At 70.1% G+C, this 14,561-nt stretch carries 10 protein-coding genes; 6 read left to right on the top strand and 4 right to left on the bottom strand.

Annotated features, from left to right (window positions below; all coding sequences use genetic code 11):
- The first annotated feature begins 77 nt into the window (after nt 1-77).
- The gene (locus ACIOC1_RS32835; RefSeq protein ID WP_401857842.1) at nt 78-446 is read left to right on the top strand and encodes a VOC family protein; all 369 of its coding nucleotides are present in this window, start codon (nt 78-80) and stop codon (nt 444-446) included.
- Between the two features lie 920 nt (nt 447-1,366).
- Nucleotides 1,367-1,900 carry an AAA family ATPase gene (locus ACIOC1_RS32830; RefSeq protein ID WP_401857840.1) on the top strand — a complete coding sequence of 178 codons (534 nt, stop codon included), beginning with the start codon at nt 1,367-1,369 and terminating at the stop codon, nt 1,898-1,900.
- 510 nt (nt 1,901-2,410) lie between these two features.
- Here the strand turns inward: ACIOC1_RS32830 and ACIOC1_RS32825 are convergent.
- Together ACIOC1_RS32825 and ACIOC1_RS32820 are read right to left on the bottom strand one after the other, a co-directional pair.
- A complete protein-coding gene (locus ACIOC1_RS32825) occupies nt 2,411-2,860 on the bottom strand; it encodes a transposase (protein WP_401857982.1) in 450 nt (149 codons plus the stop codon).
- Nucleotides 2,861-3,036: 176 nt separating this feature from the next.
- Nucleotides 3,037-3,537 carry a hypothetical protein gene (locus ACIOC1_RS32820; protein ID WP_401857837.1) on the bottom strand — a complete coding sequence of 167 codons (501 nt, stop codon included), beginning with the start codon at nt 3,535-3,537 and terminating at the stop codon, nt 3,037-3,039.
- Nucleotides 3,538-3,777: 240 nt separating this feature from the next.
- Here ACIOC1_RS32820 and ACIOC1_RS32815 point away from each other — a divergent pair, with 240 nt between their 5' ends.
- From ACIOC1_RS32815 to ACIOC1_RS32805, 3 genes are all read left to right on the top strand, one after another.
- Nucleotides 3,778-4,359, top strand: coding sequence for a dihydrofolate reductase family protein (locus ACIOC1_RS32815; RefSeq protein WP_401857834.1), 582 nt, complete (start codon nt 3,778-3,780; stop codon nt 4,357-4,359).
- Between the two features lie 1,361 nt (nt 4,360-5,720).
- Nucleotides 5,721-5,963: a hypothetical protein gene (locus ACIOC1_RS32810; protein ID WP_355343450.1), complete on the top strand. Its 243-nt coding sequence runs from the start codon at nt 5,721-5,723 to the stop codon at nt 5,961-5,963.
- Nucleotides 5,964-6,955: 992 nt separating this feature from the next.
- Complete coding sequence (locus ACIOC1_RS32805; protein ID WP_401857831.1) at nt 6,956-7,996, top strand: hypothetical protein; 1,041 nt, start codon at nt 6,956-6,958, stop codon at nt 7,994-7,996.
- Nucleotides 7,997-8,923: 927 nt separating this feature from the next.
- Here ACIOC1_RS32805 and ACIOC1_RS32800 read toward each other — a convergent pair.
- Together ACIOC1_RS32800 and ACIOC1_RS32795 are read right to left on the bottom strand one after the other, a co-directional pair.
- A complete protein-coding gene (locus ACIOC1_RS32800) occupies nt 8,924-10,681 on the bottom strand; it encodes an FG-GAP repeat domain-containing protein (RefSeq protein WP_401857828.1) in 1,758 nt (585 codons plus the stop codon).
- Nucleotides 10,682-10,749: 68 nt separating this feature from the next.
- On the bottom strand, nt 10,750-13,722 hold the full coding sequence (locus ACIOC1_RS32795; protein WP_401857825.1) for a VCBS repeat-containing protein: 2,973 nt from the start codon (nt 13,720-13,722) through the stop codon (nt 10,750-10,752).
- A gap of 553 nt (nt 13,723-14,275) precedes the next feature.
- Between ACIOC1_RS32795 and ACIOC1_RS32790 the strand changes: the two genes are divergently transcribed.
- Nucleotides 14,276-14,561: hypothetical protein (locus ACIOC1_RS32790; protein WP_401857822.1), on the top strand; the 286-nt coding region annotated here is incomplete at its 3' end.

The raw sequence follows: 14,561 nt of genomic DNA, 5'->3' as shown, positions 1-14,561 counted from the left end.
CCCGCGTGCTGGGTCCGATGAGTTCGCCGTCGCCGAACGGTCTACCCAGCGACACGACCGTTCTCGACAGGAGTGCCATGTCCACCATCCAGCCCGTGATCGTGACCGCGAACCAGGACGTTCTGCTCGGCTTCTATACGCAGTTGTTCGGCGCTGAGAAGATCTTCCGGGAGCCGGCGGAAGGCCCGGCCTTCTACCTCGGCTTGCGCATCGGCGACACCGACCTCGGGCTGGTGGCCAAGGCGGACCCGGGTACACCTGCGGCGCCGCGGATCCTGCTCAGCATCGGGGTCGCCGACGTCGAGGAGACGCTCGGGCGGGTGGAGGCGCTGGGCGGCTCGGTCCGCGGCGGCCCCACCGACATGCCGTGGGGACAACGTGTCGCCCATATCTCAGATCCTGACGGTAATCCGGTGAATCTCACCCAGCCGGTCCCGTCCTGCTGAGGCTGCTGTGGGGTGTGTTGTTGTTGTGGTGGTGGTTGTCGTATTTGATTCGCGGTGGGTGGTGCTGTGTGCGGCGTCCCGTGGCTTCGTGATGTGGGGCGGTATCTGTGCGGGTCAGGGGGTGGGGCGGCCGGTGAGTGTGTCAGAAAGCCGGGCGGTGCGGTCCGCCCTGCGCCGCCACGACCCCGGGGCAGCATTCTCCTGATGGAGAAAAGGGGCATGACAGCACTGATGTTCAAGGCCGCGTCGGCGTCGATCGGCGCGCTCGCTCCGGTGTGCGGGGCGTTCATCGTGGGCCCCGCACGGAGCGCTTCCGCCGCGGGCTGCGGGAGTTGGGGCTGGGGCACCGGCGGCACGGCCGGGGACATCGCGGGGGCTTACACGCACGGGGAGGGATGCGCCCCGGGGCAGCGGCATGGTCCAGATCGGCGTCACCGTCGAGGACGCCGAGGGCGAGGGCAAGGGGGCCTGCGCGCAGTTCCACGCCACGTACGCCGACGGTGGGACCGGGATGAGTGGGTGTACGTCGCGGGGGCCGGCCACACCCTGGGCAAGTCTTTCAGCTAGGCCTCCAGCGTGCGCAAGATCTGGGTCCGGTAGGGCCTGGGCAACAACGGTAAGTGCACCCGGATGGCCGGGGGCGTACACACGGTCCGGCCCATGTAACAGGGCCCCGTTTCCCCGGTGGGCGCGGCAGCGCTACACCCGCCCGGATCTCGCCGAGTGCCAGGGGCCGGACTCCGGGGCCTGGTCCCTGCCGCCGTCTCCCCGTACGCCGACCGTGGCGTTCGTTGCCCGGCAGGTCGCCTGCGAGGAGGAGAGGCTCGGCCGCGACGGGTCGGGCCAGGGTCCCGGACCGGCACGAGCGCTCCCACGGCACCGCCTGCTTCGTGGCTTTCCGGTTCCGGCAGGATGGGGGCATGCTCATTGTCATCGGCGGACTCCCCGGCACCGGCAAGACCACCCTGGCCCGGCTGGCTGCGGCGCGCATCGGCGCGGTCCACCTGCGTATCGACACCATCGAACAGGCCATCGTCCGCTCGGGGCTGGCACAGCACCCCGTCGGACCGGCGGGCTACGTCATCGGATACGCCCTGGCCGAGGAACATCTCGGGCAAGGACTGACCGTGATCGCGGAATCCGTGAACCCCATGGCGGTCACCCGCGACAGCTGGCAGAGCGCGGGGACCCGGGCGGCCGTCCCCGTCGTCGAAGTGGAAGTCATCTGCTCGGACCCTGCCGAGCACCGCGAGCGCGTGACCACACGATCGATCGACATCCCCGACCTGCCCCTGCCCGACTGGCAGCAGGTCCTCAACCGCGACTACGAGCCGTGGAACCGGGAACACCTCGTCATCGACACCGCCGGACAGGACCCGCAGCAGTCACTCGCCCTGCTCCTTCACCATCTTGATCGCTCCGGCGGGATGCCAACCGAGGCCACCGAAGCCTGACGCACCGCGTTATGTCATGACTGGCTCTGGAGCAGGCTCTTACCTTGTTTTTAACCAGTTCGCCGGGGTTTGGTGCCGACCTTGTGGTGGGCCGGTCGTTGGTATGCCTCGCTGCCGGTGAGGACTCGTCCCACGTCGTGGCGCGGCGAGCCATGCGGCCCACTGGGTCAGCCTGGGGTGCAGCCGGTCCCACGTCTGGGCGGCTGCCGTGCCGTGGAGCCGGGTGTCGGTGACGGCCTACTTCTGGCCCCAGGTGGCGGGGTCGCCGAAGATGAACTCCCGGCCGTGCTTGGGCAGCCGGTCGCCCTTCGGGTGTGCTCGGTGGAACTCCTCCCACGAGGGTGCCGGCCGACGCATCACCCGGTCCGAACGGGGTCGGCCCAGGGTCTCGACCGGCAGGCCGGACAGCGGGTAGGCGATGCGCGGCGCGTCTAGCCGGCGTCCGGAACGATCAGGATGTCCGGATCCCCTTCACCCCACTGAACTGCGGCGATGGGGCTCTCGATGACGTCACGGACCTGGGCGGCGGTAGTGGCGGCAAGGTCGACGCCGGGGGGTGGGACGGACCGCGTCCAGGAGGGCGGACCAGGAGGTGCGGCCGGTCTCCAGCGTGACGATGACCGAGTACGGCCAACCGGGCATCGTCTGATGCTTCGCGCCGCCGCGGCCGTAGGTGTGGCAGAACGAGCGGTCCGGCACGGTGCCGGCGTCCGGCCGCAGCCACGGTGAAACGTCGACGGCCAGGACCAGCCGCCCGCCGGCCGCTCGCGGCAACGGCGCCCCGGCCAGAGCCCGCAGCCGGGTGACATCGAGCCCGCCGCGGTTCAGCCCGGCGTAGAGGGAAGCATGTTCCCGGCGATGCTCCGGCGCCAGGGCGAGATCGATAAGCGACCGCACCGGCCCGTCGGTGCACAGCACCGCGTCGGCCAGGTCGAACAGCGCGTCGGCACGGGCGGTCAGGCAGTCCTAGCAGTCCGTCCGGAACCGGGACAACCCAGCCAGGGACTCGACGCGGACAGCGTCGTGCAGCAGCCTCACCTCGCGGCCTTGGCATGATCGACAACGCACATGATCACACCAAGGCTGCGCCGCTTTCCGGAAAAGGTGGAAACGCTCCTGGCGCTGGCAGGAGACCGTCAGGCACAGACCAGTGATGCGCGGATTCGAGCGATGCCGCGCAGGATCTCGTCCCGATTCTTCGCGCGCTTGATCCACACTGGCAGACGGGCGACCAACGTCATCTTCTTCCCGGTGTCGTACCAGGGCGCTCGTTCGCGCAGCGACGCTTGGACGAAGCGCCGCAGCAAGTCGAGGTGTTCCAGGTCGTAGGCCCACAACCACCCGTGTCGAGTCTCAATTTGGAGCCACAACGGCACGCCGAAGTATGGATCCGTCGCTGGCGCGGCGGTGCCCCGGGAGAGGGCGACAGCACGGCCGCTCCACAGCCGTGACAAGCCGCAGCTATGGCAGACCAGACGCCTCGGCCTGAACAGGGTCCGACCTCCGCAGCCAGAGCTGTCGGCCGCTGGAATGACAAGGGCGGCTTTCGCGCAGCCAGGGCATCGCACCATGATCGAGCCAAGGAAGTCGTACTTGGTGCTGCGCGGATCTCGGAACCGACCGGAGGACGAGGCCATGCAGTGAGTATGCAACTGCCCACGGAGCTAGCGCACCCCGATTCGACGCCTCGTGTGCGACCCCCTGCCATCCCCGCCGAGAGCCACGCGAAGGTTGAACAACAAGCGTACGGCGAGTGTGGGCCGCCGCAGGTCGGGCTTCCTGGCTGTGGATTCACCGGGATCAAGGCACGGCGAGCCCGGAAGCGACAGTTCACGACACGCTAATTTTGCGGCACCCCAACAGCAGAGGAGAGCCCCGTGGGCAAGGTGGTCATGTACAGCTCGGTGTCGGTGGACGGCTTCGTCGCCGACGACAAAGACCAGCCCGGACCGCTGTTCGACTGGCTGTCCAGCGGTGACGTCCCGCTGGACGAGAGCGGCGTGCTGACGGTGTCGCAGGCGTCCTACGACTACATCCGGCCGTACTGGGACCAGATCGGAGTCACCGTCGTCGGCCGCCACGTCTTCGACCTGACGGACGGCTGGGACGGGAAGCCGCCGAGCGGGATCGACCACGTGGTCGTCGTGACCCACAGGCCGATGCCCGAGGGCTGGGACCCCGAGGCGCCCTTCCACTTCGTCGGCGGCGTCGAGGCAGCCGTGGCCAAGGCACAGGAGCTCGCGGGTGACCGCCTGGTCGAGGTCGCCGCCGGCGACGTCGGTGGCCAGGTGCTCGCCGCCGGCCTGGTCGACGAAATCCGCATGGACGTCGTGCCCGTCGTGTTCGGCTCCGGCAAGCGCTACTTCGGGTCGGCCCCCGCGCAGCACCTGTTGGAAGACCCTGACGTGGTGATCCAGGGCAACCGCGTCCTTCACCTGCGCTACCAGGTGCGCCGCTGACCGACCTAACCGGACTCCGCGAAGAAGTCCGCCGCGATCGAACACACACAGGGCGCCCCCCTCGTGGCCGGACACAATGCGGTCCCCAATGCCGGGAGTTGACCTGCGGCGGTTCGAACCCCGCTGACGCGAAGGACTCCCGGTCCGACTGTGTTGGCACGCGCCCGAGCTTCGGTGTCACAGGACAGCGGGGGCTACCAGCCTGGCCCGGCCCGCTCGGCGCCTCCAGGCACGGGCTCGTCTGGCCGGTCGCGGAGCTGGGCTTCCCTGGCGCCGGATTTGGGCTTCCCGGGCCCGAGCTCGGGCCCGGCTCGGTGTCGGGCCGGGGTGGTGGGGACTGGAAGCCTCTCGGCGGTAGCGTGCGGTCTGGTGTCCTTGGGTGTCCTTGTGTGTCCTTGGGCGCGTTGGGGGAGGGCCAGGCCGTTCAGAGCAACCGAGAACTTTATGCCGGGCTCAGTGCGGCTGTCCGGGCGTGTCGCGCTGGGGGCAGGGACGTGGTGGTTGCTGTCAGGGGTGAGGAGTCCGTGGTCGCGGACGCCGTCGGTGCCGCGCGGCAGGTGTGTTACGACCGGTACGTCCGGGCCCGGATGGTCCTCGGTGCGGCGGTTCTTGAGATGGGCTATGAGGTCAGCCGGTGCGTGGGTGCCGGCTGTGGCCTCGTCCGGCGCCTGCGGCTGATTCTCCCGGTAGGGGGGCCTTTCCACCGTGCGGAGGCGCGGTTTGTGCGGGGGAAGGGGTGGTTCGCGGGGTCCTCGTCCGGCGTGGTGTATCTGCTCCGGGAGGCGTTGCGTGCCGAACTGGGTGTGCACGGTGCGCTGTCCGTCGAACGACTCGGGGGCAAGGCGGCGGTGCTGTCCGGTGCCCGCGTGGCCCTCCGGCAGGAACGACGGCGCCTGCAGGCCCGACAGTCCGAACTGGCGGGCCGGGGCCGGTATCCGCGCCCGGCCACTGTCCGCTGTGTGGCCGCTACGCGTTCCTTGTCGGGTTCCGCAGTACGGGGCGGGTGCCCTTTGCCGGCGGATTGTCTGGGGCTGTGCGGGGAGTTGTTGGCCGGCGGGCTTGGGTGCCAGGGCGTGCTGGGCGTGGGTGCCGGTGTCGGACCGGCCCCAGGGCCTCGTCGCGGGTCCTGAGGGTGTGGACGTCCTGCCCGGCGGCGTCGGCCGCGCTGGCGATCTCCCCGCGGGGCGCGGCGGGCAGCGTGGTGGGTAGACCGTTTCGATGGTGCCGGAGCGGATCTTGCCGTCCACCGGGTTGACGCCGCCGCCGTGCAGGGGGACGGAGTCCTGCGGTGCGTCCTTCCAGGTGGTTTCCCGGGGGTTCGCCAGCGGTTTGGGGGTCAGGCGCGGGGGCATCCGGCCGCTATGGCCGATGAGACGACTGGAACACCCGCCGAAGACCACCTCCTCCTCAGCGTCGACACCAACGGTGACGGAAAACCCGACGTATGGATGACCGACACCACCGGTGACGGCAAGCCCGACCTCTACCAGTTCGACACGACCGGTGACGGCGCGGTGGACGTGACCATCGTTGAAGAGCCCGGTGCGGGGGAAGCGGGACGCACCGTCATCGAAGGCGACGGAGGCCACCCCGTCTCTTCCTGACTGTCGTGCCTGCCCCGCCCCCTGTGTTCCCGGGGGCGGGGCAGGCGGGTGTGATGCGGGGTGCGGGATCTGCCTCGTGCTGCGCGCGTGGTCGCTCTGGCCGCCCGGAGGCGGCAGACCGGTCACCCGTGCGGCCGGCCTGATAGGCCGCGACCCCAGCGGTCTGCGCCGCGCCCTTGCCGAACGCTGTCGAGTTCTGCTGCCGCGCCGCCGTCACCGACGCGCGGGGGTGCGGGCGCGGACGGCCTGCCGTGCCCTGCTTGTTCGGGCCATGTCCGGTACGCGGCTCGCGGTGGGCTGCTGTCCTGCTCCGGGCTGTGTCCGGTATGCGGCTGCCCCGGTGTCGTGGGCGCCCCGCGGCAAGGATGTCGCCGTGCGCCGGGTGTGCGAGGTGCGCCGGGACGGGGTGACAGCGCGGGGTGAAGATAGCCGCGTTGTCGGGCGGCGTCGTGACCGAGGCCCGCGCCCGGTAACGGGTGCGCCGCCGCCCGCCGCCCGCCGCCCGCCCGCACGGACAGGCGGGCGCGCGGGTGGCGGGTGGATCCGCCGGATCGCCGGGTGCCTGCCCCCCCCCGGCACTTGCCCCCCCGGGGCCTGGGCCGCCCGGTGACGCGCAGGCCTGCGGGGTGCCACGGGGCGGTGGCTCCGGCGCATCGCCTCTGGGGGCTTCTGGGAGGTCTGCTTCAGGGGCCCGCGGTCCGCCGCGCGGCGGACCCTGAGGCACAGTCCACAGGCATCGGTTCCGTCGGGCTCGGCTTCCAGTAGCCGGCCCGTGTGGGCCATCGGCTGCCGGGCCCGCACGGGCGCGGCGTGTTGTCTCCGGGGCGGGCGGGGCGGGACGTACCTGTCGGGGTATGACACGACGCACACGAACAGTCACAACGGTGGGCCTGGCCGCGGCCGTCTGCGCGATGACGGCCGGGGCTGGCCTCGCACGGGCGCACGCCGGGACAGCGCCGGGGACGGCCGGGGACCGGGGTCTCGTGGTCTCGATGGGTGACAGCTTCATCTCGGGTGAAGCGGGGCGCTGGCAGGGCAACAGCACCGCGGTGACCGGCAGCCGGAACGGCACCGACCGGGCCTACCGGAACGGGGCCTACCTGCCCGCGCTGGTGTACGGGGCAAGCTACGCCGACCACTGCAACCGTTCCGACTCGGCGGAGATCGACAATGCGCCGTTCACCGACGGCGCCCCCGAACGCGTCAACCTCGCCTGCTCCGGCGCCCTGGCCAGGGCCGTGTACGCGAAGGCGGACGGCGGAGAGTGGTTCAAGGGCGAGGAGCCGCAGGCGGACCAGTTGCGCGCGGTGGCCGCCGGGCACCGGGTGAGGCTGATCGCGTTGTCCGTCGGCGGCAACGACATCGGCTTCTCGGACGTCATCCTCGCGTGCGCCAAGGAGTTCCTGAAGCCGGGCAGCAGCCACACCTGCGCCGCCGCCCAGCAGAAGGCGGTGGAAGGCCGCTTCGCCCGGATGCGCGAGGAGGCCGGCAGAGCCGTGGACAGCATCCGTGCGGTGATGCGCCAGGCGGGACAGCAGGACGGCTCCTACCGGCTCGTCCTGCAGTCCTACCCCTCCCCGCTGCCCGACGCCGCCCGGAACCGGTACCCGGCCAGGGGCTACAAGCGCTTCACCACGGGCGGCTGCCCGTTCTCCGACACCGACCTCGACTGGGCGCACGACACCCTGGTGCCCGAGATGACCGCGGAACTCGCACAGGTGGCCACCGCGCGGCACACCGAATTCCTCGACCTGTCAGCGGCCTTCCAGGGCAGGGAGGTCTGTGCCGACCAGGCCCGCCAGGCGACCGCGGGCGAACCGCCCGCCCCCGCCGCCAGTGAGTGGGTCCGCTTCCTGGTCACCGGGCTCGCACAGGGCGAGCGCCAGGAGAGCCTGCACCCGGACTTCTACGGCCAGCTCGCCCTGGGCCGCTGCCTGGCCCTGGCCGCCGGCGAACAGCAGAGCGAAGGACACTTCCGCTGCGCCGACACCTCCGGCAAGGGCCCCGAAGCGATGACGCTCGCACAGGAGTAGCACCGCGCCCGGGCGGCAGCTGCCAGCCGGCCGGTGACGAGCGGGGGCCGCACGTCCGGCAGGACCCCGCCACCGCCGACGCCGCCGGCCAGGTCCGCCCCGCGGCCGGCGGCCCCTGGAGTTCCTGCGGCCGGCCTCCGCACCGGGCGGCCGCGGCGGCCCGGCCCTTCCCCAGGGCCGGCGTCAGCGCCGACGCCGGCCTCCTTGACGCCGGGCTCCTGCCGGACGTCAAGAGCGCTGCGGCACCGCACCCGACGGCAGACTCTTCCGCGCAGTACGCGGCGGACGCGTCCGCTCCACCGAATACTGCGGCATCTGGCAAGACGCCTGACAGGACACACTGCACGCACAGGATGTAGAAAGCCTTTTTGCCGAGGTCCATTACTGCCTACGCCACGCGGGCATCTCTTCGTGGATCACCGCCGGGATCCCACCCGCCGAAGCCGCCCGGCGTGCCGGGCACAGCCACACCGTTCTCTACCGCGTCTACGCCAAACCGCTCCAGGGCTACCAGCAAGAGGCCAACCAGCTCATCGCAGCCGCTATGCATGAGATTCAACGGTGAATCGTGGATACGCGGATGTACTAGCGCCCGCGCACACGGCCGCAATCATGATGACGAACCGCGAGCACATCCGCCCGTTGCCCATCCGCCTGGTCGGGTGTGGCGACGGCAATGGTGAGCGCTGTGGGCAGTGAAGATCTCCAGTACGTAGCTGAGGGACTGCGCAACGCTGCCGACGGTCTCGGCATGAGGCCATCGGCGTGAGGCGCGATGAATGAACGTGGCGCGTGCCATGCTGACCGACGAGGGCCTTCTTGCGGGGCGGGAGCCCAAGCAAAGATCCGGTCGGCAGGTTCCTCTTGGCGTCCTTGTCAGGACGCCAAGAGGAACCCACGGGTACGAGGTCCGGTTCGACGACGCGGTCAGAGCAGGACGGAGTACATGTTCCAGCCGGTGCCGACCTGGACCCGGCGCGCATAGGGCGCCTTGGGGTCGCCGGTGCCGCGGTAGTACCAGAGTTTCCCTGCGGAATCGGCGGCCAGCAGATCGGGGTGTCCGTCGCCGGTCATGTCGCCGACGCCGACGATGCGGCTGTAGGTGTTCCAGCCGGGACCGACCTGCGTGCGGCGCGTGTACGGATCCGTGGTCCTGCCGGTGCCGCCGTAGTACCAGAGGGTTCCGTTGTGGTCGCGGGCGATGAGGTCGGGGTGTCCGTCGCCGTTGACGTCACCTGCGCCGACGATGGTGGTGTAGGTGTTCCAGCCGGGTCCGACCAGGGTCCGGCGTGCGAAGGGCGCCTTGGCATCGCCCGTGCTGCGGTAGTACCAGAGGGTTCCGTTGTGGTCGCGGGCGATGAGGTCGGGGTGTCCGTCGCCGTTGACGTCTCCCGCGCCGACGATGGTGGTGTAGGTGTTCCAGCCGGAGCCGACGCGCGTGCGTGCCGAGAACGGGCCGCCGGACTTGCCGGTGCCCCGGTAGTACCAGAGCACGCCGTCGTGGTCGCGTGCCACCAGGTCTCCGGTACCGGCCGCGGTCAGCGAGCCAAGCGGGGCGATCGTGGTGTAGGTGTTCCAGCCGGGGCCGACCCGCGTCCTGGGCCCGAGCTTGCCGGGAGCGGCCGGGTCGGGAGTGGCCTGGTACTGCCACAGGGTCCCGGCGCTGTCACGGCCGTAGAAGGCGGCGCGGTGGCCGGCGGGGACCGTGTCGGCCGTCAGCGTCAGGCGGGTGGCCGCACTGTCGTAGGGGCGGCCGTCGGCGCCGATGGTCTCAAGGCGGCCGTCGAGCGTACCGGCGGGCAGCCCCCAGTCGCTGGTGACTTCCAGGCGCTCCAGAAGCTCGCCGTCCGCCGTGGCGTCCCACTGATGGGCCGGCAGTTGCAGCGTGAGGGATCCGTCGTCGGTGATGCTCCAGGAGGCGGTGCGGAAGGCTGTGCCGTCGGTGGCGTAGGCGACGTGCAGTCCGGCCGCGAGTTGCCGGGCGGTGTATTTGGCGGCGGTGATCGCGTCGGCAGGCAGTGTCCATCGCGTCGAGGAGGCGGCCGGAGCCGTACCTACCCGTCGTGTCCGTACGGTTGCCGTCGTCGCCCGGGTGTCGCCGGTCGCGATCGGGACGGCGGCTCCCCACGGCACCTGCGTGCCGCTCGCGGACGTCCAGGAGGCCGAGAGGTGGGGTTGGGCGATGAAGATGCCGCCGTTGGTGGCGATCGTGCTGTGTGCGACGACCTTGCCGTCGGAGCCGGCGATGATGGAGCCGGTCACCGGGATCGCCTCCGCGATCGGGTATCCGGCCGACACGTGGAGATGCACCGTACCCGCTTGGAGCGGTGCGCCGGGAATGCCGTTGTGATCGCTGTCGGTGTCGCCGATCGTGACGGTCGCCGCGAGGCCGGGCCGCCGCACCACGGGTACGGGGTTGCCCGTGTCGTCGGTGACGCGGAGCTGATCGAGCCCGGAGTCCTGCAGGTCCAGGCGTATGTAGGCATCCGCGGCCGGAGGTGCGGTCACGGTGACGTCCAGATCGCCCGGCTCTCCGTACATGGCGATGTGCGCGTCACCGACGGCGATCGCCGGTCCGGAAGGCGGTGCGTCCGCCGCGGCGACGGGCGGAAGGCTCACGGCGGTGCCCGCAGCCAGAGCCACGGCGGCCGCAGCCGCTACGCGGCGGTGAGAGACGTGCTTCACGTGCGATTCCTTGAGGTGGAGGGGCGGGCCGCGGTGCGGCCCGCCGCGAAAGGAGTGCGGACTTCGGGTCAGGCGATTTGCTGGAAGCCGTTCCAGCCGGCGGTGCCGACCGCGGTGCCGGAGCCCTGGATGCCGGAGTAGAAGTAGAGCTTGCCGTCTCCTCCGGAGGACCAGACGTCGGGCTTGCCGTCCCCGTCGGCGTCCGGGGCCGCGGTGAGCAGCGGGCGGTTGGCCGGCGTCCAGTTGGTGCCGATCACGGTCGGAGCCGAACCGAGCCCGTCGCCGTTCGTTCCGGTGCCGTTGTAGAACCGCAGGTCACCGTTGGCCTTGCTGCGGGCGACGAGGTCGACGTGGCCGTCGCCGACACGGTCGCCGGGCGCGGTCAGGTCGAAGCCGGACCAGCTGCCGTTGCCGACCAGGACGGGCGGAGTGGTCTCGTCGAGGTAGAAGGAGTCGGACCCGAAGTAGAGCCAGAGCAGGTCGCCTTCCTTCACGAGCAGGTCGGGGTGCGGAGGCACGTCGATGGTGCCGTCGCCGTCGGTGTCCAGCCCGCCGTCGACGTCGCCGATCGCGAGGATCTGGTCGGCGTCGGAAAAATGGTCGTTGGCCGGGTCGTAGACGCTGAGCTGCTGTTCGTCGTAGAGGCAGGACTGGGACTGTCCGTCGGCCTGTTCGTCCCTGGCGGTGCAGGCGTAGCCGAATCCGTTGTTGGGGAAGACCTCCAGCGACTTTCCGTCGGTGCCGGGAAGGAGAGCGACGAGGTCCTCGTAGCCGTCGGCGGTCCAGTCACCGCGGTGGGTGATGGAGGCGCCGTTGAAGTCGGTGGCGCCGCCGGCGGTGTACGGGGCGAGGAAGCCGCTGCCCTGGCCCGCGTAGAAGCGCAGATCGCCGTCGGTGGTGACGCCGTACATGTCGGAGGTGCCGTCGCCGTTGAGGTCGCCTGCCTTGTCCGGGGTGGCCGGGCCGTTGGCGTAGAAGCGGTAGGAGAAGGTGTCCGACCTGTTGCCGCCCTTGTCCAGGCTGCGCACGGCCAGCGTGTGGGCGCCGGCGGCGGGCGGTGTCAGCTTGATGTCGACCGAGCCGCCCGCGGTCTTGGGTGCGGCGTTGCGGACCGTCGGGTCCCAGTCGGTCCAGTACTCGTAACTGGCGACGTCCGCGATCCCACCGCTGCTGAGGGTGAAGGTGCCTTCGGTGCGGGACCGGCCGGTGGTGGCAGGCCAGCCGTCCACGGCTTCGGGAAATTGCTGGGAGTCCGCACTGGGCGGGTTGCTGGGCCGGGCGGCGTCGAACGTGAAGTGGCAGTTGGTGCTCCACGGTCCGCTCAGCGAACTGTCCTCGGCGCTGGCGCGCCAGCTGAAGTTGCCCGCCCCGGTGATGCCGTCGTCCTTGAGCAGCTTGGTCAGGGTGGCCTTGGGGATGACGAGCCTGGCGCTCTTGCCCGAGGTCACGCTGACCGTTGTGTTGACCTCGTTGGTGGCGCCGCCGTGACCGGTGGGCCACAGGTTGAAGTGCGCCTTGATGGTGCCTCCGTCAGGGTCGGAGAAGGTGCCGCCGAGCGTCACATCGGTGTTGCCGATGGTCGTGTACGTGCTGTTGGCCCCGCAGTCGTTGCCGGAGGACGGGTTGGTGTAGAGGCCGGACGGCTTGCCGGGGTAGGTGTTGTAGTCGGTGGAGAGCACCGCGGTGCTCGCCGTGAACTTCTTCCACGCGTACATGTCGGTCTCACTCGTGGCCCGCATGCCGAGCGTGATGTTCGGCCAGTGCTTGGTGGCGGCTTCCTTGGCCGCGGCGGTGACGTCGTAGGCGAGATTGCCAGCGGGGCAGGAGGAGTTGTAGCCGTGGGAGTCCGTGCTGGTGGACAGCTTGGTGGCCCACGACGGCTGGTTGTTCCAGCTGGTCGACGAGGAGATCGATCCCGTCAGCCACGTCTCCGCCTTCGCGTCGTTGCACGACCATGACCACGAGTTCTTGATCCGGAAGGTGGACTTGGTGATCGCCTTGTTGGTGTTCCAGAGGTTGTTGGAGTCCATCCGGAAGAACGAGCGGGCCAGGCCGTTGGTCTCGTTCTCGTAGCCGACCCGGGCGTCGCCGGTGGAGGAACCGCTGCCGCCCCAGCCGGCACCGTTGTAGAACGTGCCCGTCGGGTACTTCTTGTACGCGATCGTCCACGCCTCTTTGGAGCCGCCGATCGTGGGGTCGATGTAGACGGGGTACGTGACGTCGTCGCCGGTCAGCAGGGACTGGTCGGGCGTCAACGTCACCGTGGAGGACGTGACGTCGATCGGGACGGCCGCCTGCTGCGAGCCGTGGCCGGGCTCGAACTCGTCGGTGGGGACGGCGGGTCCGGGCGTGTCCTGCGCAGACGCGGCGAGCCGGGACCGCTGTCCGGCCGAGGGTGCGGCCGCCGGTGCGGTGGAGCTGTCCCACATGCGCGGGACGGGCGCGGTGAAGACCTCCTGCCCTGCAGGGTTGATCGCCCGCAGATTGCCGGTGGCGTCGGTGCTGATGTCGACGCCGTCGGAGGCCAGCTTGAGTTTGAGCGTCTTCAGCGTCGGATCGGCCGCCGCTTCCGCCGACTTGACCACCAGCAGCTCGCCGAAGCCCGATGTCCCGGCACGCACCTTCAGGTCCACGCCCGGCAGCACCTCCGGGTACGTGGCGCTGTCGCCGTTGACCGTTGGCGCGGGCAGGGCCGTGGGCCAGGACAGCGACATGCTGCGGCCGTCCCGGGTGATGGTGGCCAGCGGAGCGGTGCCGCCGCCGGAGAACTCCAGACCGACTGCGGTCGCCGCGGGCGCGATCCGGCCGTCCGTACCGCGGTGCAGTGTCGTGTCGATGTCGACCAGCTTGTTGCCCTGACGGACGCGCTGCTCGGTCGCGTACTGGTCGCGCGTGAACGTCCCGTCCGGATTGGCGAACAGCTGTGCCGTCTCGGTGCGTTCCGAGAGCACCTCGGCCCGCTGCCCGGTCTCGGCGGCACGGGCGACGGCCTCGGACACCTCATCGGTCGTCCCGGTCCCCCCGGTGGCCGTGGATGACATGCTGTCAATTGCCTGAGCGGGTAGGGCAGTTGCCGCCGGAGACAGCACGGCGGCCACCACGAGAGCAGCGAGTGGAATTCGCCACCTTCCTGTGCGCATCGCTCCCCTTCGATACTTCAAACCAGGATCCTTTCAGTTGCCACGTGAAGCACGGATCGTCGTGTGGCATCGGAGAAAACCGCGCGGTCACCCGCGTTCGGAGGCGGGTCTGCGCGTGCATTGAGTATGCACATGGATCAAGCCAGTCTGGACCGCCCGTGGAGTCCTTCTGGTCATCTGTGCAGCTCACGATGGCGGAGCAAGTTGGGCATAGGCGTCCATTAGCACCGGTAAGCGGTGAAGCCTGTCAAATATTCAAATTCTTGTGCTATGGGAATCGAAGCGAAGAATTCGCGGTCGGCCTGATTCTTTGACGGCTCTTTGCGGGTGCTAATGTCAGCCGAATCGTCAACACTGCGTGAGCCCTTGGGGGGGTAAAGTGTCCGTTTTGCGGACCCATTTTCAGCGGAGTCCCGCACGGGCCAGGACACGTCGGCAAAGAGCGGCCTATGCCGTGAGTCTTTCGCTCGTCGTGTATCTGCTGCTCGGATTGCTGGCCGGTCCTGTGGCGGCCGCTGCCGAACTGAGCCTGCTCAAGTTGTCCAAGCCGCACCCGGTTCCGGCCACACCGGTCGGGGCGAAGCCGAAGGCGCGTACGGACGAGGCCGCGCAGCACGCCTGGAAGGGTGCGCCGAAGGTGACCTGGCCCGCGGCCGGGACCGTGGCGGCGGCGATACCCGCGGCGGGCACGGCCCGTAAGGCGGCCGGTTCGCTCCCGGTACGCCTCCGGCAGAGCGCGG

Origin of the sequence: Streptomyces sp. NPDC088197 (genome assembly GCF_044741185.1) — a bacterium.
In the GTDB taxonomy this organism is placed as follows: Bacteria; Actinomycetota; Actinomycetes; order Streptomycetales; family Streptomycetaceae; genus Actinacidiphila.
The sequence above is the reverse complement of the archived record's forward strand: the minus strand, read 5'-3'. Positions and strand labels throughout refer to the sequence as shown.